The sequence below is a fragment of the Faecalibacter rhinopitheci genome (genome assembly GCF_015234135.1).
GTDB classification, from domain to species: Bacteria; Bacteroidota; Bacteroidia; order Flavobacteriales; family Weeksellaceae; genus Empedobacter; species Empedobacter rhinopitheci.
Map to the genome: position 1 here is coordinate 362,391 of NZ_JADGIK010000001.1, position 22,756 is coordinate 385,146.

The 22,756-nt window shown below is 30.0% G+C and carries 21 protein-coding genes; 12 read left to right on the forward strand and 9 right to left on the reverse strand.

Annotation, left to right across the window (positions count from 1 at the left end):
* Positions 1–134: 134 nt before the first annotated feature.
* From IM532_RS01725 to IM532_RS01770, 10 genes are all read left to right on the forward strand, one after another.
* Entirely contained in the window at positions 135–1,301 is a 1,167-nt protein-coding gene (locus tag IM532_RS01725; protein WP_194181719.1) for an acyl-CoA dehydrogenase family protein, read from the forward strand.
* 78 nt (positions 1,302–1,379) lie between these two features.
* Positions 1,380–3,053 carry a PNGase F N-terminal domain-containing protein gene (locus IM532_RS01730; protein WP_194181720.1) on the forward strand — a complete coding sequence of 558 codons (1,674 nt, stop codon included), beginning with the start codon at positions 1,380–1,382 and terminating at the stop codon, positions 3,051–3,053.
* Between the two features lie 96 nt (positions 3,054–3,149).
* Complete coding sequence (locus IM532_RS01735) at positions 3,150–3,893, forward strand: DUF4290 domain-containing protein (RefSeq protein ID WP_194181721.1); 744 nt, start codon at positions 3,150–3,152, stop codon at positions 3,891–3,893.
* A gap of 19 nt (positions 3,894–3,912) precedes the next feature.
* On the forward strand, positions 3,913–5,226 hold the full coding sequence (gene murA / locus IM532_RS01740; RefSeq protein WP_194181722.1) for a UDP-N-acetylglucosamine 1-carboxyvinyltransferase: 1,314 nt from the start codon (positions 3,913–3,915) through the stop codon (positions 5,224–5,226).
* 11 nt (positions 5,227–5,237) lie between these two features.
* Entirely contained in the window at positions 5,238–5,903 is a 666-nt protein-coding gene (locus IM532_RS01745; RefSeq protein WP_194181723.1) for a VTT domain-containing protein, read from the forward strand.
* Between the two features lie 10 nt (positions 5,904–5,913).
* The gene (locus IM532_RS01750; RefSeq protein WP_194181724.1) at positions 5,914–6,645 is read left to right on the forward strand and encodes a shikimate dehydrogenase family protein; all 732 of its coding nucleotides are present in this window, start codon (positions 5,914–5,916) and stop codon (positions 6,643–6,645) included.
* Between the two features lie 61 nt (positions 6,646–6,706).
* Entirely contained in the window at positions 6,707–8,560 is a 1,854-nt protein-coding gene (locus IM532_RS01755; protein WP_194181725.1) for a DUF349 domain-containing protein, read from the forward strand.
* 15 nt (positions 8,561–8,575) lie between these two features.
* Positions 8,576–9,610: a bifunctional diaminohydroxyphosphoribosylaminopyrimidine deaminase/5-amino-6-(5-phosphoribosylamino)uracil reductase RibD gene (ribD, locus tag IM532_RS01760; RefSeq protein ID WP_194181726.1), complete on the forward strand. Its 1,035-nt coding sequence runs from the start codon at positions 8,576–8,578 to the stop codon at positions 9,608–9,610.
* Position 9,611: 1 nt separating this feature from the next.
* Positions 9,612–10,217 carry an IMPACT family protein gene (locus IM532_RS01765; RefSeq protein WP_194181727.1) on the forward strand — a complete coding sequence of 202 codons (606 nt, stop codon included), beginning with the start codon at positions 9,612–9,614 and terminating at the stop codon, positions 10,215–10,217.
* A complete protein-coding gene (locus tag IM532_RS01770; protein WP_194181728.1) occupies positions 10,217–11,263 on the forward strand; it encodes an acyltransferase family protein in 1,047 nt (348 codons plus the stop codon). The genes IM532_RS01765 and IM532_RS01770 overlap by 1 nt, the downstream gene beginning before the upstream one ends.
* 35 nt (positions 11,264–11,298) lie before the next feature.
* Here the strand turns inward: IM532_RS01770 and IM532_RS01775 are convergent, their stop codons facing one another.
* From IM532_RS01775 to IM532_RS01785, 3 genes are all read right to left on the reverse strand, one after another.
* Positions 11,299–12,516, reverse strand: coding sequence for a porin (locus tag IM532_RS01775; protein ID WP_194181729.1), 1,218 nt, complete (start codon positions 12,514–12,516; stop codon positions 11,299–11,301).
* Positions 12,517–12,597: 81 nt separating this feature from the next.
* Positions 12,598–13,131, reverse strand: coding sequence for a YqiA/YcfP family alpha/beta fold hydrolase (locus IM532_RS01780; protein WP_194181730.1), 534 nt, complete (start codon positions 13,129–13,131; stop codon positions 12,598–12,600).
* A 164-nt stretch (positions 13,132–13,295) separates the two neighbouring features.
* Positions 13,296–16,181 (reverse strand): alpha/beta hydrolase family protein, encoded by a 2,886-nt coding sequence (locus tag IM532_RS01785; protein ID WP_194181731.1) that lies wholly within the window; start codon positions 16,179–16,181, stop codon positions 13,296–13,298.
* 110 nt (positions 16,182–16,291) lie between these two features.
* On the opposite strand from IM532_RS01785, the gene IM532_RS01790 reads away from it, so the two are divergent.
* Both IM532_RS01790 and IM532_RS01795 read left to right on the forward strand, forming a co-directional pair.
* Positions 16,292–17,233, forward strand: coding sequence for an MBL fold metallo-hydrolase (locus tag IM532_RS01790; RefSeq protein WP_194181732.1), 942 nt, complete (start codon positions 16,292–16,294; stop codon positions 17,231–17,233).
* A 146-nt stretch (positions 17,234–17,379) separates the two neighbouring features.
* Positions 17,380–17,820, forward strand: a complete 441-nt coding sequence (locus IM532_RS01795; protein WP_194181733.1) for a hypothetical protein — start codon at positions 17,380–17,382, stop codon at positions 17,818–17,820.
* A gap of 136 nt (positions 17,821–17,956) precedes the next feature.
* On the opposite strand, the gene IM532_RS01800 is transcribed toward IM532_RS01795, so the two are convergent.
* From IM532_RS01800 to IM532_RS01825, 6 genes are all read right to left on the reverse strand, one after another.
* On the reverse strand, positions 17,957–19,054 hold the full coding sequence (locus IM532_RS01800; protein ID WP_194181734.1) for an alkene reductase: 1,098 nt from the start codon (positions 19,052–19,054) through the stop codon (positions 17,957–17,959).
* Between the two features lie 75 nt (positions 19,055–19,129).
* The gene (locus IM532_RS01805; protein WP_194181735.1) at positions 19,130–19,582 is read right to left on the reverse strand and encodes an SRPBCC family protein; all 453 of its coding nucleotides are present in this window, start codon (positions 19,580–19,582) and stop codon (positions 19,130–19,132) included.
* Positions 19,583–19,650: 68 nt separating this feature from the next.
* Complete coding sequence (locus IM532_RS01810; RefSeq protein WP_194181736.1) at positions 19,651–20,463, reverse strand: purine-nucleoside phosphorylase; 813 nt, start codon at positions 20,461–20,463, stop codon at positions 19,651–19,653.
* Complete coding sequence (gene lpxK / locus IM532_RS01815; protein WP_194181737.1) at positions 20,447–21,475, reverse strand: tetraacyldisaccharide 4'-kinase; 1,029 nt, start codon at positions 21,473–21,475, stop codon at positions 20,447–20,449. Before lpxK ends, IM532_RS01810 begins: the two co-directional genes overlap by 17 nt.
* 104 nt (positions 21,476–21,579) lie before the next feature.
* A complete protein-coding gene (locus IM532_RS01820; protein ID WP_194181738.1) occupies positions 21,580–22,191 on the reverse strand; it encodes a DUF4230 domain-containing protein in 612 nt (203 codons plus the stop codon).
* Positions 22,188–22,742, reverse strand: coding sequence for a YbbN family protein (locus IM532_RS01825; RefSeq protein WP_194181739.1), 555 nt, complete (start codon positions 22,740–22,742; stop codon positions 22,188–22,190). Before IM532_RS01825 ends, IM532_RS01820 begins: the two co-directional genes overlap by 4 nt.
* Between the last annotated feature and the right edge of the window lie 14 nt (positions 22,743–22,756).

Here is a 22,756-nt window from a genome sequence, read left to right on the forward strand (position 1 = left end):
TAATTATTTTGTGGTTTTAATTTTTTACAATTTATACAAAAGTTCGATAATTTAAAATTTTTAGTAAATAATATTCATAATTATTTTTATTATTATGAATATTATTTAGTTTTATATAAAATAAACCGCATAATATGAACAATACAACTGATTACTTTAAAATAGATGATCTATTAACGGAAGAACACTTGATCATTCGCCAATCTGTAAAAGATTTTGTTGATAAAGAAATAATGCCCGTTATCGATGAATGTGCACATGAACACAGAGATATTCCAAACTTAATGCAGAAATTGGGCGCAATTGGAGCACTAGGACCATATATTCCAACTGAATATGGTGGAGCTGGATTGGACCAAATTTCGTACGGAATTATTATGCAAGAACTAGAGCGTGGAGATTCCGCTGTACGTTCTGCTGCATCTGTTCAATCTTCACTTGTAATGTATCCAATTTACAGTTATGGATCTGAAGAACAAAAGCAAAAATTCTTACCCAAATTAGCTTCTGGAGAATTTATTGGATCATTTGGTTTAACTGAACCTAACCATGGTTCAAACCCTGGAGGAATGGAGACTCGCTTATCGAAAGATGGAGATAATTATCGTCTAAATGGTGCCAAGATGTGGATTACCAATGCACCTGTTTGTAATATTGCAGTTGTATGGGCAAAAGATGATGAAGGTAAAATTAGAGGTATAATAGTTGAGCGTGAAATGGAAGGTTTTTCTACGCCAGAAACACACAATAAATGGTCTTTACGCGCCTCTAAGACTGGAGAATTGGTATTTGATAATATATTGATCAAACAAGAAAATATTTTACCAGGTATCCAAAGTTTACGTGGTCCATTATCTTGCTTAAATTCTGCGCGATACGGAATTTCTTGGGGAGTAATTGGCGCTGCAATTGACTGCTACGAAACGGCATTAAAATATAGTTTAGAGCGTACACAATTTGGTAAACCAATAGCTTCTTATCAGTTACAACAAAAGAAATTAGCTGAATTTATTACAGAAATTACAAAAGCACAATTATTAGTTTGGCGTTTAGGAACTTTAAAAAATGAAGATAAAGCGACTCCTGAACAAATATCTATGGCGAAACGTAATAATGTAAAGATGGCTTTGGATATTGCTAGAGAATCAAGACAAATTATCGGAGCTATGGGGATTATTGGCGATTTTCCTAACATGCGACATGCAGCTAATCTAGAATCTGTCATTACATACGAAGGAACACATGACATTCATTTATTAATTACAGGAGCAGATGTAACAGGTATTAATGCATTTGTATAAACGAATTAATTTGAAAAACTCCTTAAAAATATCTAGGTTTACATAAATTCATTTTGTGTAAACCTTTTTTTATTTTCAATGATTAGATTATTAACTTTCATTATTTTAAATTACTTTTCGATTTGTGCGTATGCTCAAGAAACTTATCAAATTACGTATGAAAAGTATAGCAACAATAAAAAAGTTGCCGAGGCAAACCCAATTCGCGTACTTGCTGATGAAGAAAAAACAGTAATTGGAACTGTCAATTCTTTTCAACTTAATAAAAAATATCCTAATGAAATTACTTATTACAACAAAGAGGATATAAATACACTGTATTCTATTATTCAATTAGATGAAGAAAAATCTTTGAAAACGCTAGATTCCACGTCTTTTAAAAAAATTGAAATTAAGAAACTAAATGAAACAAAACGAATTTTAGGATTAAGATGTAAAAAAGCTCAACTTACTATCAACTCCAATACAATAGATTTATGGTATGTAGATAATCTAAAAATAAAGGCAGCACCTACGCCTGTTGGATTAGATTTAGGATTTATTTTAGAATATTCTCAAAATAATAATTTTACCATCAGAGCATCAAAAATAGAACGCATTAAAAATACTGATCCAATATCCAATTATACTAAAGAGATAGAACAGAACACTATAGATCCCCTTACCTATAAAGATTTAGTTTGGAAAAGCAAATTTATAACAATTCCTTTACTAGAGAATCAACAAATTAACTACGAAAATGAAGTCTTCTCATCAGATAGTATTTATCGCTTTGCACATGGAACAATCGCAGTTCGAAAAATAAAACTTCCTTTTATAAAAAAAGGAGCTCAGATTTTTTTAGATATAAAACAAATCTCAAATGGAGATGCTTACGACCGTACTGGATCTGTTTTTTTGATCCCCATGAATCATAAAATTTCATTTTTTGATGGTTTATCTAAAGGCATTAATACATTACCAATTTATGAAAATGGTAATGGAAAAAAATATCAAGGTTATACACTGACAAAAGATTATGAGCCAACTATTGAATTGATGCGATTTTTTACTCCTTTTGGTATCCAACATTTTGATCATATTCAATTAAAAGATAAAACTTGGCATCAATTCACACCATATCGTCAAGATATCTCAGAATTTCATAGTTTATTATCGGATCAAGAAGTTTATATCGGATTCTATATCGGAAATTACGATAAAGGTGGACATGTAATTGATGCTAACTTAACAATTCATGATTCAGAGCGCCAATTACTTAAAAACAATAAAATTCTAGCATTATTTAATACTACAAATGTAATGGAAATGGCTGCCCAAGAATATTCTACATTATTTAACCAAGATCGTGGCTTATCTGTAGAATTTGAATTAAAGGAAGATTGGAAAAATGCCAAATTGCGTTTTACAACAACTGGTCATGGTGGATGGGGAAATGGAGATGAATTTGTACCAAAAGTAAATACCATATTTGTGGATGATAAAAATGTATTTAGTTTAGCACCTTGGCGCCAAGATTGTGGATCATATAGATTATACAATCCTGCATCCGGAAATTTTGATAATGGATTATCATCTTCAGATTATAGTAGATCTAACTGGTGTCCTGCAACTATTACAAATCCATATATTATACACCTTGGTGATTTGAAAGTTGGAAAACATACAATACAAGTAAAAATACCACAAGGTGAGCGCGAAGGAGAAAGCTTTAGTTTCTGGGCAGTTTCTGGCATTTTACTTGGAGAATGATAAATTTGGGTTAAATAGCTTTGTAACGTTGCTTATAGTAGCAAGTTTTAAATAATAATTCAGTAAGTTTGTAGACTAAAATTGTAGAAAAATTCTATGGAATATAATACACTACGTACGCAATTAATCATACCTGAGTATGGTCGTCATATTCAACAAATGGTAGATCATTGTTTAACAATTCAAGACGAAAAGGAAAGGAACGAATTTGCTGAGATTATCATTGAAGTGATGGGTGAATTAAATCCTCATCTTCGTGATATTCCTGATTTTCAGCACAAGTTATGGGATCAGTTATTTATTATGTCTGATTTTAAAATTGACGTAAAATCACCTTATCCAATTCCTACAAAAACAGACACAATAAATAGTAAACCAAATAAAGTAGAGTATCCAAATTCAATTTACAAATATCGTTATTACGGAAGTAATATCCGAAAAATGATCAATGTAGCAGTAACATGGGAAGAAGGTGAAAAAAGTGAAGGATTATACTTTGCCATCGCAAATCACATGAAAAAATGTTATTTAAAATGGAATAAAGATACGGTAGATGATAGTGTCATTTTTAACCATTTGTATGAGTTATCAGAGGGTAAAATTGATTTAAGAAATGTAGAAGATCATTTAGTTCAACCAGAACGTGTAATTAATTCATCAAATTCTTATCAGAGTAAATCTAATACAAGTTATCAAAATAGATCAACCCTGAATCAAAATCAAAATCGCCAAAATAACAATCAAAATCGTTCAAATAGCACGAATAGTCCTACCAATAGAAATAATAGTAATAACAACAATAATCGTAACCAAAACGTTAGAAATAACAATAAAGGTTAATTACAATTAATCATTTTCAATGGCAACATTTCAGATTAAAGGAGGTAAAAGATTAAAAGGTGAAATCACACCTCAAGGTGCAAAAAATGAAGTTTTACAAATTTTATGTGCTGTTTTATTAACAAGTGAAAAAGTACGTGTAACTAACATACCTGATATTCGCGACGTTAACCGCTTAATAGAAATCTTAGGAGATTTAGGCGTTAAAACAATAAAAAATGGAAAAGGAGATTATTGTTTTCAAGCTGATGAATTACATTTAGAATACTTAAAATCTAATGAATTCAAAAAAGATGGCGCTTCATTAAGAGGATCTATCATGTTAATGGGACCTTTATTAGCACGATTTGGGAAAGCATTCATGCCAAAACCAGGTGGAGATAAAATTGGTCGTCGTCGTTTAGATACACATTTTGAAGGTTTCTTTGCATTAGGGGCTAAATACCGTTTTAATCCAGAAGAAGATTTCTACGGTGTAGAAGTGGATGAAAATGGATTACAAGGTGCTTATATGCTATTAGATGAAGCCTCTGTAACTGGAACAGCAAATGTTATTATGGCTGCTGTTTTGGCAAGTGGAACTACTACAATTTATAATGCAGCTTGTGAACCATATATTCAACAATTATGTAAAATGTTGATTCGCATGGGCGCTCAAATTTCTGGTATCGGTTCTAATTTATTAACTATTGAAGGGGTTAAAGTTTTAGGTGGGACAGACCATGCATGTTTACCTGATATGATTGAAATTGGATCATGGATTGGTTTAGCAGCAATGACAAAATCTGAGCTAACTATAAAAAATGTGTCTTGGGAAAATTTAGGAATAATTCCAGATGTTTTCAGAAAATTAGGAATTAAACTAGAACGTCGTAATGATGATATTTATATTCCTGCACAAGAAAATTATGAAATTGAACGTTTTATAGACGGCTCAATCTTAACGATATCTGATGCACCTTGGCCTGGTTTTACACCTGATTTACTTTCAATTATATTAGTCATTGCTACACAAGCAAAAGGTAGTTTATTGATTCATCAAAAAATGTTCGAATCAAGATTATTTTTCGTAGATAAATTAATTGATATGGGTGCACAAATTATTTTGTGTGATCCACATCGTGCTACTATTATTGGATTAAACCACGAAATTCCTTTAAAAGGTTCTCAACTTACATCACCAGATATCCGTGCGGGTATGTCTTTATTAATTGCAGCATTATCAGCTAAAGGAACTACTGTGATACATAATATAGATCAAATAGATCGTGGATACGAGGATATTGATTCACGTTTACGTGCAATTGGTGCAGATATTGTTCGTACAGCATAAATTATCTTACCATGCAATCTATTATAGAATTTTTAAGCAATTTTGTTCAACGACCAGATAAAGTCATCATGCAAATGATTGATGCCTACGGTTATTGGATATATGCTATTTTATTTATAATAATTTTTGCAGAGACAGGCTTAATCATTATGACATTTCTTATGCCATTTTTACCTGGTGATGCATTAATATTTTCGATAGGTATGATTGCAGCTAATGATAGCCAAAACCACTTACATATCGAATTTATAATTCCATTATTAATGGTAGCAGCAGTTTTGGGAGATAATGTAAATTATTACGTAGGAAGACGATTTGGTCATTGGATATTACAAAAGGAGGATTCCTTCTTTTTAAAGAAAAAACATTTAGAAAAGGCTACACATTTTTTTAATGAAAATGGTAAAAAAGCCATTATTATAGCTCGATTTATGCCAGTAGTTCGTACTATTATTCCATTTATTTGTGGAACCACAAACCTGAAGTATAGCGTATTTCTAACTTATAGTATTCTTGGAGCATTACTTTGGGTGGGAGCAATTTCAGTTTTAGGTTATACACTTGGTGGGTTTGAGATAGTTCAACAACATTTAGAAAAATTTATTTTCGGAATAATCATTGCCGCTAATATGCCATTAATTATTCGATTAATTAAAGCAAGATTTGGGCAGAAATAAAATATAAAGCATGCAACAATTTGGATTAATAGGCAGAAATATATCCTACTCTTTTTCTAAAAGTTATTTTGCTGAAAAATTTATAAATCAAAACATCGTAGACGCTGTCTATGATGTTTTTGATTTACAGCATATACAAGAAGTTGAAAAAGTATTTACACAACCTCATCTAAGAGGATTTAACGTTACAATTCCATACAAACAAGAAATTATACCATTTCTGGATGAACTATCTGCGGAAGCTAAAGAAATTGGTGCAGTAAACACTGTTCTAATTAAAGATGGAAAACGAATAGGACATAATACTGATTGTGTTGGTTTTGAGAATTCTCTGACTCCTCTGTTACAACCTCATCATAAAAAAGCCTTGGTATTAGGCTATGGCGGCGCTGCGAAAGCTATAATTTACAGTTTAAAGAGACTTGGATTCGAATACAAAATTGTATCAAGAGAAAAAAGAGAAAGCCACTTTACATATCAAGATCTTAATCAAGAGATAATAGATTCTTACCATTTAATAATTAATTGTACACCAATTGGTACCTTCCCAAATGTAGATACGGCTCCACTAATTCCGTATCAGTTTCTTACATCCAATCATTTACTTTATGATTTAATTTACAATCCTGAGGTTACTCAGTTTCTAAAGAATGGATTAGAAAAAGACGCAAAAATAAAGAATGGGTATGAAATGTTAGTGTTACAAGCTGAAAAATCATGGGAAATTTGGAATAATCTATAAGATTAGTATTGATTTTATAGTTTTGTTTTATTAGATTTGTTAGGAACTAAACTTTCTATTTATGAGTATTGAAATGGATAACCTGCAATCAGCAGACGGAAAAAATTTATCATCTAGCACTAATAACGATCAAAATAACGAGTCGTATAAATTAAGTGAAAATCAACAACATAAATCTGAAAACGTTATAGAACGTAAGAATTATGAATCTTTTGGTCTTGATGTATTAATTGATGAAGCTAAAAACTTAATCAATAAATTCCCCGTATATCAAATAAAATCTAATATTGAACAAATTAAAGATATTTTTTATCAAAAATTAGAGAACGAAGAAAACGAAAAGAGAGATAAGTTTTTGTCTGAAGATGGTGATCCTTTACACTTTAAATACGAAAATCCCTATAAAACAAAATTCTTAGAAGTATTTAATGATTATAAAAATCAATTAAATATATATCATAAAGAAAACGAGAAAACTGAAAAAGCAAACCTTGAGGAACGTTTAGCGATTATTGAAGAATTAAAATCTCTTTATCAAAATCATAGCGAATCTAATACGGATATGTTTAAATCTTTTAGAGATTTAAAATCAAGATGGCATAATGCAGGCCGTATACCAGCTGCAAATTCTGAAAATGTATTTAAAAATTATTTCTTTCATCTAGATAATTTTTATAAATATCTAGACCTAAATAAGGAACTACAAATATTAGATTATACGCATAATTTGGAAGTAAGATATTCTATTATAAAACGTGCAGAAGAGCTTGTAAACGAAGAAAACGTACAAAAAGCGTTGAACGAATTACAATATCTTCACCGTCTTTGGAAAGAAGAAGCTGTACCAGTTGTAGAAGAAAAAAGGGAAGAAACTTGGCATAAATTTAAAGAACTTACCAATAAAATACATGATCGTAAAGCTCTGTTGAACGAACAACTAAAAAAAGAGCAAGCGGATAACTATTCTAATAAAATTGCAATAATTGATCGTATAAATGAATTGACTACATCTACAGTAGGCAAATCTCATAGCGAATGGCAAAAAGCAATTAAAGAAATTGATTCGTTAAGAAACAAATTCTTATCAGTAGGTAGAGTGCCAAAAGATAAAAATAATAAAACTTGGGATGCTTTTAAAGAAGCTACAAAACAGTTTAACCAAGTAAAAAATGAATTTTATAAAGTTCTAAAAACTGAGCAACAAGTAAACTTAAAAAAGAAACAAGAATTACTTCAAATCGCAAAGGAACATAGCACTAGCACAGATTGGAATAACTCTGTTAAAGTGATTAAAAAAGTTCAGAATGACTGGAAACTAATAGGACATGTACCTCGAAAAAATTCAGATAAAATTTGGAAGGAATTTAAGGACACTTGTAATATGTTTTTTGATCGTTATAAAAATCGTGGTAATGAATTCAACGAACAATTTGAAAATAATTTCAATTTAAAGGTAGAATTATTGAATGAATTTCGTGGCCTAGAATTGCCAACTGATAAAAATGAAGGTTTAGCTTTATTAGCAGATTACAATAATAAATGGAGTGAAATAGGTAAAGTTCCTTCTAACAAAACTGATATTCACCAAGAATTTTCTAAAGCTTATAGTGAAAAATTAAAGTCTTTAAAACTATCTCAAAACGAAATAAAAGATTTTAAACTTCAAGGTTTCATTGATACTATTGTAGCCAATAAAGACAATAGAAGTTTAGACGATGAAATAAGAAAAACTAAGAAGATAATTGAAGAATTAGAAAAAGAAATCAATCAATTAGATAATAATATTCATTTTTTTGCTAATGCTGACCAAAATAATCCTTTGTTAAAAGATGTATATCGACAATTAGAGGAAAAGAAAATTAAATTAGCAGAATCTGAAATTAAGTTAAAAACACTTTTTGGAGTTCAATTTTAAACATTAATCTTATTAATGACACAACATATTATCGATGAGCATTATATGGCTCGTTGTATACAAATAGCTAAAAACGGGTTAGGATCTACATATCCTAATCCGTTTGTTGGTTCTATAATTGTCCATAACGATAAAGTTATAGGCGAAGGATTTACTTCCAAATATGGTGGGCCTCACGCCGAAGTTAATGCTATAAATAGTGTAAAAGATAAAACACTATTACACGAATGCACTATTTATGTAACATTAGAACCATGTTCCCATTTTGGTAAAACACCACCATGTTGTGATTTAATTATTACAAAAAATTTCAAGCGTGTAGTAATTGGTACATTAGATCCTTTTGCTAAAGTTAATGGACAAGGATACCTTAGATTATTAGAAAATGGTATTGATGTAACGCTAGGAATTCTTGAAGAAGAATGTAAGCAACTTAATACCCGTTTTTTTACATTTCATCAAAAGAAAAGACCATACATTATCCTAAAATGGGCACAAACACAAGATGGATACATGGGCCATGATGATGTACAAAAATGGATTACAAATGGATTTTCTAGACAATTGGTTCATAAATGGAGAACTGAAGAACAAGCAATTTTGGTAGGCAAAAAAACTGCCTTAATTGATGATCCGCAACTTAACACTCGCTTTTGGGAAGGAAATAATCCACTAAGAATTTCAATCGATAAATTTTTAGTTATTCCAAGGAATTATAATTTATATGATCAATCCACTCCAACGGTGATATTTAATGCAATTAAAGATAGTTCTCAAGAAAATTTGAACCTAGTAAAGATAAATTTCGAAGAAAATATTATACCTCCTATTTTAGAATATTTATATCAAAAGAACATTCAATCTTTGATAATTGAAGGAGGAAATGACACCATAAATAGTTTTATAAAAATGGGTATTTGGGATGAAGCAAGAATTTTAAGTTCAGATGTTTTTTGGAATGAAGGGATCCGTGCTCCTAAAGTAAATGGAGAAAGAATCTCACAATACAGCGTATTAAATGATCATGTAACTGTGATACGAAATTTATAAAATGATTGATAACTTTAAAACTATTAAAGCTCCAGTAGAAGATGTAATTTTTAAAGAATCTGGCAGTAAGTTTATTAATTATGCATTTCCTGTAGATTCTGAAGATGAGGTAAATTTCTATTTAAATCAATTATATGAAAAATGGCCTGATGCAACACACCATTGCTATGCCTACTCTATTGGCATTGATGGCAAAAACTTCAGAGCCAATGATGATGGAGAACCTGGTGGTTCGGCTGGTCTGCCAATATATAATCAAATATTGTCACATGAAATTACCAATGTACTTATTGTTTCTGTGAGATATTATGGAGGAACGAAATTAGGTATTCCAGGTCTTGTAAAAGCTTATAAATATGCTGCGCAAGTTGTCTTAGAAGATGCCGAGATCGTAGAGAAATTTATTACTCAGCGTGTAAAGATGATTTTTAATTATGATCAGCAAGGAATTGTAGAACGAAATGTAGACCGCATGGATGGTGAAATAAAAGAGAAGAATTTTACAGATAAATGTATGTTTACAATTGCTGTGAGAGCTAGTAAAATGAATGAGTTTATTAAACAATTTGATGAATATTATCAAATGGAAATCAAAATATTAGATTAATGCTAAACAGTTTAACATCGTTACGTTTTTTCTTTGCATTTGCTGTATTTTTATCACATCTAACTTTTGTTAAGACGGATTTAAAATGGTATAATGAATTAAAAAATACAGTATTCTTTGAAGGCTATGTAGGTGTAGGGTTCTTTTTTATTTTAAGTGGATTTGTTTTATCACTTAATTACTTTGAGAAAATCACAACAAATCCTAAATTTTCTTTCAAAAATTTTTATATCGCACGCATGGCGCGTATCTATCCATTGCACCTGATAACGTTCGCCATAATGATTCCGTACGTTATTATACAACAACTTTTTGGTTGGGACAAAGCCATCCTCAACCTTTTCTTATTACAATCTTTTGTACCAGATAAAGCATATTATTTCACCATAAACAATGTTTCTTGGAGTATTTCTACCGAATTCTTTTTTTATCTAATGTTCCCTATTTATGTGATTGTTTTACATAAATTTAAATGGTTAAAATATATATTATTTTTGATTGCGGTTCCTTTATTAATATACTTCGAACCGTTAATTGCTAATAACGGCAACCTAGAAAAAGGTGTATATTATATCAATCCAATTGTTAGAAGTCTAGATTTTATCATAGGAATTATACTTTGTCAATTTTATAAGTCTATAAAAAATAAAGAAATCTCCTTTGTAAGTGGAACAATTTATGAATTTTTAGCTATTGGCATTTTTATAGCCTTCTTTGTTGAGCATGAATTTATTCAACGCGCTTTTAGATATGGAATATATTATTGGATTCCAATTACCTTAATTGTATTGGTATTTGCATTACAAAAAGGTGCTATTTCTCAAATCTTGCAAAATAAAACTTTAGTCTATTTAGGAGAAATTAGTTTTGGTTTTTATATGATTCACATGATTGTAATAAAGTACGGAAACTACATATTTCCTGAAGGAAATGATTTTATCAAGATATTAATCTACTTTATTACAGCAATATTATTAAGTATTTTATGTTTTGAATATTTTGAAAAACCGCTTGCTAAAAAGATTAAAACAAAATTATTGAAGTAAAAAAAAGGGATGTAATTATTACATCCCTTTTTTATCTATATACCAATTTCAACTTGTAAACGGGCATACCAATTATTTTTTTCAGTATTATTATAGTATTTTAAATTTTCATACGTTACTTCCGCTTGTAATTTAAAAGCATGTTCCCAAATATATTTTGTAAGTCCTAAACTCCATTGGTTTGTATTAGGAGTAAATTCAAAAATATCTTTATTTACTCTCTGAGTAGAAAATCTACCAATTAATTCATAATTTTTAGGAAAGGTGTAAGAAGCTTGAAAATCCTGACCATATCCTGCATAAACATATTTATAATCATCCATATCTTCTGGATTATACGAAAATATATTTTGTGCATTTCTGTTCATATACCCATACATTAATGCCCATCCTCTGTATTTAAACATTGCATCTAAGAATAACGAATTAATATCTGTGGCATTAAAGAGTTCATCCCCTAATTGGCCTTGTGTACGATGCGCTTTATTGTTATAAGAGTAAGCTGCCGAAACCATTAATTTAGGTTTTTGTTCCTTCAGAATATCACCTTCGAAATTAGTACCATCATTTCTAAATGCTCCAAATGGCATTAACTCTACCTTCCCTGTGTAGGCTAATCCTGTGTCTTTATAAGAAGTCCAATTCCTTCCTTCACCACTAGAAATTGCTCCACGTACTGTATAAGAGAATTTATTTTTAAATTTTCTATTATGCTGCACTTGTAATCCAAAATCACGATCTATATTAAAATCTGCATTATTTATGGAACGATCTGTTAATTGTAAAGCTCCAGAAGAATTTATACGTTGTCTATTTCCGGGCAATTTAGTTTGCCCAAATCCAAAACTCCAATTATTATTAGGTTTATAAAATATCATTGCATCTCGTATGATATTTGTATTTTTTCCTTCTTCAGCTGCACCTACATCTCCTGATGCAAAAGACAATTGAATTGAATATTCAAATTTAGGACTTCCAATATATCCATCAAAACGTAAGCGCAAACGTCTAATTTGTGCATCTATTACGTCTTCTTCATCTTGATTATCAATATAAGTTAATCTGTTTTGCATTCTAAATCTAATATTCACTTGATAAAGGCTGTCAGCGGATGTAATACCTAAGCCATCACCATAACTATAGTAAGGCATCATCGTATTTTTGTATACTTCCTCTTTGGGCTTGATCGAATCAACTTGCGCATATACTGATCCAGATATCACGATTAAAATTACTGAAAATAGATTTCTCATCATTAAATAATATACGCGAAAATAGGAAATTTTACAATTATTTAAGATTAACTTAACGTTAAATCATTAAATATAAACTATTTAAAAATCACCTATTAACTCCCCAAAATTAGATATTCTGTGATCTTGTTCGACTAAGAATATTTCTAATTCATTTGGGTTATTGTAATCATAAATTTCGAAGTGAGCTTTGGTTTGATCTGCGTTTAGTACCTCATCATGTAAGCCAATAATTACTTTTGTACATGTAAATTTATCCATCGGTTTTAAATACGAAACCAAATGTTTTGGAAAATTATCTTCGTATTTATACATTAATTCTACTAATGGATTTATTAAGATTAATTCACATTTTTTTCCAATCTCTAGAAGCATTTGTTGAATTTGCCAAGCAAAATTCCCCCCAACTGAACTTCCTATTAATGTAATTGGATGCTGCACTGTTTCTAGCATATGAAATGTATTTTCAATAAACACATCAATAGGATCATTATACTTCCATTCTAAACAAACTGCCGTCTGGTATTTTTGTTGAATTAAAGTAAATTTTCTTGAACTTCTTGATCCATATAATCCATGTATATAAAAAACGCTATTTCCTTCTGCTATCATCATTGTCTTTTAAAAAACGAATGCAAAAGTATTAAAATTATGTTATTTTTATTCACTATTAGTTTAACTTTATATTCCCAAAACAATGCATGTATTTATTAAACAATATGATACAAAAAAAATGATTCAAAAATCAATTTGAATCATTTATACATTTTTTATAGTAATTAATTAATGGTATTTGTCTGATCTTCTACTTCAAATCCCCAATCAATTCCTTTCATAGTTGCTGGAACACCTGTAGTCATCCATTTCGGAGCTGGAAGATCCTTTAAATAATGATCAAAAAATTGTTGTTGTCTCTTTTGAATATCGTTTCTATTGGCACGATTCATTAAATTGTGATCGTCTCCATTATAATTTAATAACCAAGCAGGTTTTCCTAAACGACGAAGCGCCATAAACATTTCCACACCTTGATACCACGGCACAGCACCATCTTGGTCATTGTGCATAATTGCTACTGGTGTTTGTACATTTGGCATATAAAATAAAGGAGAATTTTCGATGTATAAATCATGTGCTTCCCAAAGATTTTTTCCAATTCTACTTTGAGTTTTTTCATATTGAAATTGTCTAGACATTCCGGTTGTCCAGCGAATTCCACCATAAGCAGATGTCATATTAACCACCGGTGCACCAGACCAAGCAGCAGCGTACATATTAGTTCTCGTAATTAAATGCGCGACTTGGTACCCTCCCCAACTTTGACCTTGTATACCTATTTTGTCACCTTTTACCCATTTATTTTTTTTAAGTGCTTCTACACCAGAATTAATATAATCTTCGGCTGATTTTCCTGGTTTCCCGTCTTCATATGAAATATCTGGAGTAAATACTAAATACCCATTACTTACAAAGTATGAATGATTTAATCGAGATCTTGTTGGCGCAGGTTCTTGATATCTATTTAGATTATCTGTCATTTTTTCATAAAAATAAACGATCATTGGATATTGTATATTCTCATCAAAATTCTCTGGTTTGTATAATATTCCTTTTGCTTTTTTCCCAGAATATGTTTTCCACTCAACAATTTCAGAAGTTTCCCATATATAATCTTTTTGCTGTGGGTTAATTGATGAAAGTTTGGTCTCATTTACAAAATCCTTTGAAACATAAACGTCCGCAGGATTAATAACAGTTTCTTTTGTATAAATATATACTTCAGAATCTTTTGCTTTTTTCATATTCTGAGCTGCATACATATTTGACATCTTAACCAGCTCAGGATTTTTAGATTTATCTATAATTGTTTTATAAACTCCTGATGCTTTTGTAGTGTTATTAAAAGCAGTTAAATAAATCGGTTGATTTCTTTCTAATACCTTAATATCATCATGCAAACGTTCTACCTTAAAAGTAATATCATTTTTACGACCATAGCCATTTGTAACATTATTTGGTTTTTTATTACCTGTTAAATCGAACTCCCATATATCATAACGATCTCTTATCAAAACAGTATCGTCATTTGAGGTAAAATAAACTAAACCATATTCCCTTGCAGTTGTTGGCATATCGTTTTCTTCATCTTCAAAAGAAACTTTTAGCTTTTTATTCAAAACATTTGTCTCTTTAGTTACTGGATTGTAAGAATACCATAAATGGTCCATTCTATTATAATATACAATGTATTTTCCCGATGGAGATGCTGTAACTCTTCCTTCTAATCCTTTTACAAAGAGTTCTCTTTTTCCAGAATTTAAATCAACGATATAATAATCTTTTTTACTAGATGCTTCCCATTGTGTTGACAATCGATATAAATTATCTGATGAACCGATAGCGTAATTTGCATTACCGTCGTTTACTAATTCTATTTGGTTCATTTCAGCATCTGCTAATTGTAGAAATTTAGAAGGTTGAAGTGGATCAACGACCGCTAAATAAGATCTTTTCTTATCTCTTTCTACATTTTTTAACTGCATAGGCTGAATGTCATTTTCATTCCAATGCCAAATATCAACTTTTGCATGATCCTCTGCTATTAGTGTCGTATCTGCAACAATTGGTTTAGGAGCTATTCCTACAAAAAGTTTTTTACCATCTTTACTAAAATTAGGTGATCTATGTTCTGAAATAACCCAATCAGATTTTAAATTGTCCAATTTTATAGAATCTATTTTACCTGTAACAGGCAATTTAGAATAATAAAATTGATAAACTTTAGATTTTACTTTATCATCCTCTTTAGATCCTACAAAAGAAACTTGATTCCCATTTTCATTAAATGTGAAATGCTTATAATCTCCTTTACCTTCGACCAAAAGTTGTTTTGTAAAATTTGATGTATTTACCAAATAAACTCCATAAACTGACTTATCTGTAGAATCTTTCTTTTCAGGTTTTGTAGAAAAAATTAAATGTTTCCCATTTTCACTAAAGTCATATTCAATTACGTTTTTATAACTTTCCTTTTTTCCTGTCAATAGATTTCTTAATACTAATTCAGACGGTTCAACTTTTTTATTATCTTTTTTTACGTCAGGTTTTTTCGACTTTGTTTTTGTTGAATCAACAATGTCATCTTTATATTTTGTATAAGCTACAAAAGAACCTCCTTTTATTGGATATTTAAACGATTTTAAAAGTGGTAATTTTTCTATTTTTTGAGTAGATAAATTTATTATACCAATTGAATCTTTTGCAATCTCGTTTTCTTTTTTCTTCTTTATTTTAACTTCTTTTAAATCTTTGTAAAAAGGTTTGATTTTAAAAATTGCAAATTTAGAATCAGACGTAAATTTAAGTTCATCACCTCTGTGAATATCAAAATTTTTATTTGTCGAAATCCCAAATACAGCTAATGTATTATCACTTTCTTGCGTTTTTATTTGGTAAGCAGCCCAATTTCCATCATTTGAAAGTAATTGATAACCTATCGATTGCCATTCGTCATAAACAGTATGGTCTAAAGGTTTTTTCTGCGCATTTATTTGTACAGATAATAAAGATACAGCTGCTAATACAACTGCTTTTTTTCTTATAAAATCTTGTGCATAATCCACAAATAAGTTGGAGTTGGTTTTAGAGAATAAATCTTGAATCATGAGTGTTTTTTTATTTAGTGGAACCAAATTAAGTATTTAAAGTTAGAATTGGAGTTGAAATAAACATTAAAATTATTAAAACCCTTAATTTTGAGAAAAATTATATTAAAATGAAAAAATTACTAACTGCTATTTTATTGAGCAGTAATATTTTAAGTTTTGGTCAAGCTATAGAAATAGTTCCACTTGGCGTATATGGTGGCTCTGATGAGAGTAACTTATCGGCCTATTTGGTAGGCGAACATACAAAGAATGAATATATTTCTATGGATGCTGGCACAATATATTCCGGACTTAAAGAGGCTATTAAACTTAAAACATTTGATACATCTATCCATAATGTATTAAATGATTATATCAAAAGTTATTTTATATCTCATGGTCATTTAGATCACTTAAGCGGATTGGTGATTAATTCGCCAGAAGATAGCAAAAAACCTATCTATGGTACACCAGAAATGATTGAAGTTTTAAAAAACAATTATTTTACAAATGCAGCTTGGGCTAACTTCGGAAGTGAAGGTGAAAGTCCCATTATTAATAAATATCAATACAAATCCTTTTCTAACCAGAAAGAATTTAAAATAGACGGAACTAAATTATCAGCAAAAATTTTTGAACTAAGTCATGTAAATCCATGGAAAAGTGCAGCTTTATTAATTTCGACAAAAGATCAATCTTTAATATATTTTGGAGACACTGGTGCTGACCGTATAGAGAAAACTAATAAATTAGAAAATATTTGGAAAGCAATTGCTCCGGAGATTAAATCAGGGAAATTAAAAACAATCATGTTGGAAGTTTCATTCCCTAACTCGCAACCTGAAACAAGCTTATTCGGACATTTAACGCCTAAATTATTTATGGAAGAAATGAATGTTTTGGCGAAATATACTGGTATAAAATATTTAAATAATTTAAACATAATTATTACCCATATTAAACCTAAAGGTGATTATCCGGAAGTGATTAAAAAAGAATTAGCCGAATTGAATACGCTTAATCTCAAATTTATTTATCCTCAGCAAGGAAAACGAATTGTTATAAAATAACTATTTTTAGTAATTTATTAAATTAAGACGGAATAATTTATATTATAATTATTAAAAACCGTCAATTTTTATAAAGTTAACAAATATCAGGTCTTTATATTTCTATAATAGTTAGTTGCTTTTATATATTTGGTTAAACCACATATATGACGCCACAAATTGGAGAAGTCTTCTTGATGGAAGATGAACAATATTTTATAGATGAACATCCATTACATCAGTATTTTTTAAACTTAAATTACCCGCCATATTTCACTCCTCCATCGCCTACTTGCTGGAGAGGATATTATGGGAAATGGAAATTAGAAAATGACAAACTTTATTTAATAAATTTTAGAGGATACGTTGAAGGATTTGATGAGGTTGACATCAATTTTTTATTTCCTTTACAAGAAAAAGTGGAAGCAACTTGGTATTCAGGTATTATAAAAGTTCCACAAGGAAAAGTGGTTCTTTGGCATGAAACTTTGAATTCTTCTATTTACGAAGAATATCTACATCTTACTTTTGAGAATGGGAAATTAATTAATTTTGAATGCAGAGATTCAAATGTATCTCTTGAGTTACATGATAATAATACCATATAAATTGAAAAATTCTTTATCACTAATGGAGTGACGATATATAGCTAGATTATTTAGATATCTAAATATTTATAAAATTATCGTTGTTTTGTTAAAATAAGCCATTATTCTTTTGAATAATGGCTTTAATATATAATTTTTATAAATTATCAAGAGTTGGATAATCTGTATAACCTTTTTCTCCTGGCGTGTAAAAAGTAGAAGAATCAGGTGTATTTAATTCAGCATCCAATTTAAATCGCTCTACCAAATCAGGATTTGCAATGAATGGCACTCCGAAAGAAACCAAATCTGCATCCCCATCTTCTAATACTTTTATCGCTTTTTCTTTATCAAATGATTTATTAATTATCAATGTACCATTATATAAAGGTCTAAAATGTTTTGCAACTTCTTTAATAGCAAAAGGCAAGTCATCAATTGGTGCAAACGGTTCTGTTATATGTAAATAAGCTAAATCATATTCATTTAATTTCTTAACAATATACTCGAATGTTGGGATTGATTCCTCATCCATTGTAGCACCTAAAACTTTATGTAATGTAGGATTTAAACGAATTCCGACTTTAATAAATGGAATTACTTCTTTTAATGCTTCTAAGGTTTCAAATAAGAAACGTGCTCTATTTTCTATAGATCCACCATATTCATCCGTACGTAGATTTGTTGTTTTACTAAAAAATTGGTGAAATAAATAACCATTAGCTGAGTGCAATTCAACACCATCAAATCCAGCAATCAACGCATTTTCTGCAGCTTTTTTAAAATCTTGAATCGTTTGTAGTATATCTTCCTTTGTCATTGCTTTTGGCGTTACAGTATCTTCAAAACCATTTTCTGTATACGCTTGCGTATTCGGATTAATAGCCGAAGGTGCCATAGGCAATTCTCCATTTAATAAACTAGGATGAGAAATTGCTCCAACATGCCAAATCTGAGCAAATATTTTTCCTCCTTTGTCGTGTACAGCTTTTGTAACTAATTTCCATCCTTCCACTTGTTCAGGAGTATAAATAGATGGAACATTTATATAACCAATTCCTTGAGGGCTTACAAAAGTTCCTTCTGTAATGATTAATCCAGCTGATGCGCGTTGTGCATAATATTCAGCAGTTAATTCTGTAGCTACTTTACCTTCATTATCCGAGCGAGATCTGGTCATTGGAGCCATAACCATACGGTTGTTTAATGTGATATCTTTTAAATTATATTGACTAAATAAGATTTTATTTTCCATAAATTTTATTGATTAGATAAGACAAATATATATTACAAATATGATCAAACCGTTGATCTAAATCAATTTATTTAATTAAAACATTTCCTGAATGATTTGTTTTCGATAGATAAATAATTCCTTCAGATTATTTAAAACCAATGGCTTATGAAATATATTACCAATAAAACCAAACGGTAACTCATATATAATTTCATCAATCATCAAAACACCTTTCTCTTGAGATATAAATGTATGTTTATGTTTCCAATATTTAAAGGGACCTTTACGTTGAATATCAATAAAATGCGACTGATTAGAAACTTCAAGAATTTCTGTCTCCCAAAACAAAGGAATACTAAACAAAGGTGAAACGGTGTAAGCAATACGCATTCCTTCATATAATTGTGTATTTGTAAGATTCGATTTTACTTTCATTTTCATATTATCGGGTGTTAAAACCAATAAGTTATTAGCATCCGAGAAAAAAGTCCAAACTTCATCCATCGAAGCATCAATATATTGTTCGTATTTTAAATGATGTTTCATAGGCTAAAAATAGACAAAAAAAAATCGCCTTAGTATACTAAGACGATTTATATTAAATATTGTTATGATTAACACGTTTCAATTACGCTTTTTACAATTTTAATCACATTTGGCATCGCTGTATTTGCAGCATTTAATACCTCTTCATGAGAAACTGGAAATGCGATTTCTGGTCCTCCTAAATCTGTAATAACAGAAACACAGAAAACACGCATACTCATATGTTTAGCAACGATAACTTCAGGAACTGTTGACATCCCAACAGCATCACCTCCAATAAAACGAACTAATCCATACTCAGACGGAGTTTCAAAAGTTGGTCCTTGTAAACCTACATATACACCTGTATGAACTAAAATATCATTTGTTTTTGCAAAATCTAATGCTGCATTTAACATAGGTTTATCGTAAGCCTGTGACATATCTACAAAACGAGGTCCTAACTCGTCCATATTTTTACCACGTAATGGGTGTTCTGGCATCATATTGATGTGATCTTTTAAAATCATTACATCTCCAACTTTAAAGTTTGGATTAACACCTCCAGATGCATTAGATAAAATTACTTTCTCGATTCCTAATCCTTTGAAAACTCGCATTGGGAAAGTTACTTCCTGCATTGAGTATCCTTCGTAATAGTGGAAACGTCCCGCCATCATAAGAACATTTTTTCCTAAAATCTTTCCAAATACTAAGTGCCCTTTGTGCCCTTCTACAGTAACTTGTGGAAAACCTGGAATATCTTGATAATTAATAACAATTGGATTTTCTACCTCATCTTCTAACTTACCTAAACCTGATCCTAATACAATTACGAATTCTGGAGTAGTTGGAATAATATTATTGATGTACTTTACAGCCTCATTAATGCGTTCTAACATAATCTAAAATAGTTTGATTAAATTTTTCTTTATCGTTTAACTCAATGCGAATAGGGAGATAATACATATCATTTATCAGTGATTTTTCTTCGAATAATCTCATATAATCCTTCTCAGTCGTTACAATGATTTTTTCTCCTTCTGTTTCCGCAAATCTTTTGCGAATATAATCAATTTCTACATCTTTAAAATTATGATGATCGGGATACTTCAAATGCAATACATTCTTAAAGTTGGCTTCTGCAAAATTCACTAAACTTGTAGGATTTGCGATACCAGTAACTAAAATTACATTTTTATTTTTCCAGTCATTATGTGGTATATTATCCATTTCACCTATCAGCACATTATCATACACTATTTTAGAAAAAAACAATTGCTGATTTCCAGTTAATTTAATCTTTTCTTGAAATACTTTATATCGATCATCTGGAATAGTTTCAGGACATTTAGTAACAATTATAACATCAGCTCTTTTGGCTCCTCGTCTACTTTCTCGTAAATCTCCTCCTGGAAGTAAATAATCTTCGAAATAAGGGTGATTATAATCTGTTAATAGAATATTAAAACCTGCTTTAATTTTACGGTGTTGAAATGCATCATCTAAAATAATTACTTCCGGATAAAAATGTTTTAATAAACTTTGTACCCCAAAAACACGCCTTTCGCAGACAGAAATTAAAATTTTGTTTTTAAAACGTCTGAAAAATTGCATAGGTTCATCTCCAATATCATATACTTTCGAGTCATAATTTGCAATTCGAAATCCAGATGTTTTTCTACCATAACCTCTACTTAGTGTACAAGTCATTTTTTGATCTTTTAGTAGTTCGATCAAATACATTACATGAGGAGATTTCCCCGTACCGCCTACCGATAAATTTCCTACATTAATAATAGGTAGATCAAAAGATGCAGTACGCCTAACTCCTACATCGTAAAAAAAATTACGTATAGATGTTATTCCCCAGTATATTCCCGAAAAAGGTAGTAAAAGTCTACGCCAATTCATATTGCTTTATATATTTAGCGAAAATAAAACTTTATCAGCTATCAAGAAAATGATTTCTGAAAATAAATTTCAATAAAAAATCCACCAAAAGGTGGATTAAATAGTTAATATAATAAGTCTTTTAATTCTGTAGCGTAAATGGTTTTATCTTCAATTTGCCATCCATATATTGAGGCTATTTTATAAATATCACTCAAATTTTGAATTAATTGTTGATGTGCTTCAGATTTAAGCTTCTCACGGTCAATCTTTTTTTCAACTTGAGCTATACTTTTTTTCTTAATTTCATTCAGATCGTTTTTTTCAAATTTATTGAAAACGCTCTGATCCATATCGAAGAAATCAACATCTGGAAACACTTTTAAATCTACTGGTGGAATTGATTTTATGACTATTTTCTTACCAATAGAATCTAATTCTACCTCCATTTTTGATAAATCGTAGCTCGCTTGTACTTTCGCATTAACCAAAAGCGTTACCTTTTTATCTGCGGAATAAAGACTTTCTAAACCTGGAATTCCTTTTTTAGAAGTATGGGTATAAATTTCTGATAAAGATTGCTCCGCCACAACCATTTTATTCATTTTATTGATTTGATAAGCGATTACTCGCGAATCTTCGCTTTGTTTATCTTTATTACAGGATTTAATTCCCCAAATTGCTGATAAAATTCCGAGTACAAAGGCTATAAAAGTTATTAATAAATTCTTTTTCAATCTTCTGCGTAATTTGGCGTTAGAGGTGTTCCTTTAATAATCATAGCCATATCTTCTTCTAAATATCCTGTCATTGGAGATTCTACAATTCTACTAACTTCTTTCCCTTTTAAATAAAATATGATTGTAGGAACATGAGAGATATCCTTACCAATTTCCTCGCCATAAAAGCTTTTTTTCTGACTATTTACTCCATATAATTTCATTTTATTAGCAATAGGATATTTAACGGATTCTAAAATCTTTAATAAGCGAGGTAATTCGCGCTGAGAATCAGAACACCATGTACCTACGAAGGCCTCAATCTCATATTTTCTAAATTCACTTTTTACATCTTTTAATTTTTCAGTTTCTACTTCATATGATGTATATTCAGGATCATACCAAGATGCATAATATTTTTCTTTTAATACACTTTGATCAAATTCTCCAGTAAGAATTCTTTCACCAGTTTCCAATTTAATGTGGCGATTCAGTACTTTTTGTTGGGTACAACCAATAAGCGTAATGACTAATAAAGTTGAGAATAAAAATCTAAATAAGTTTTTCATGTTTAGTTTATATA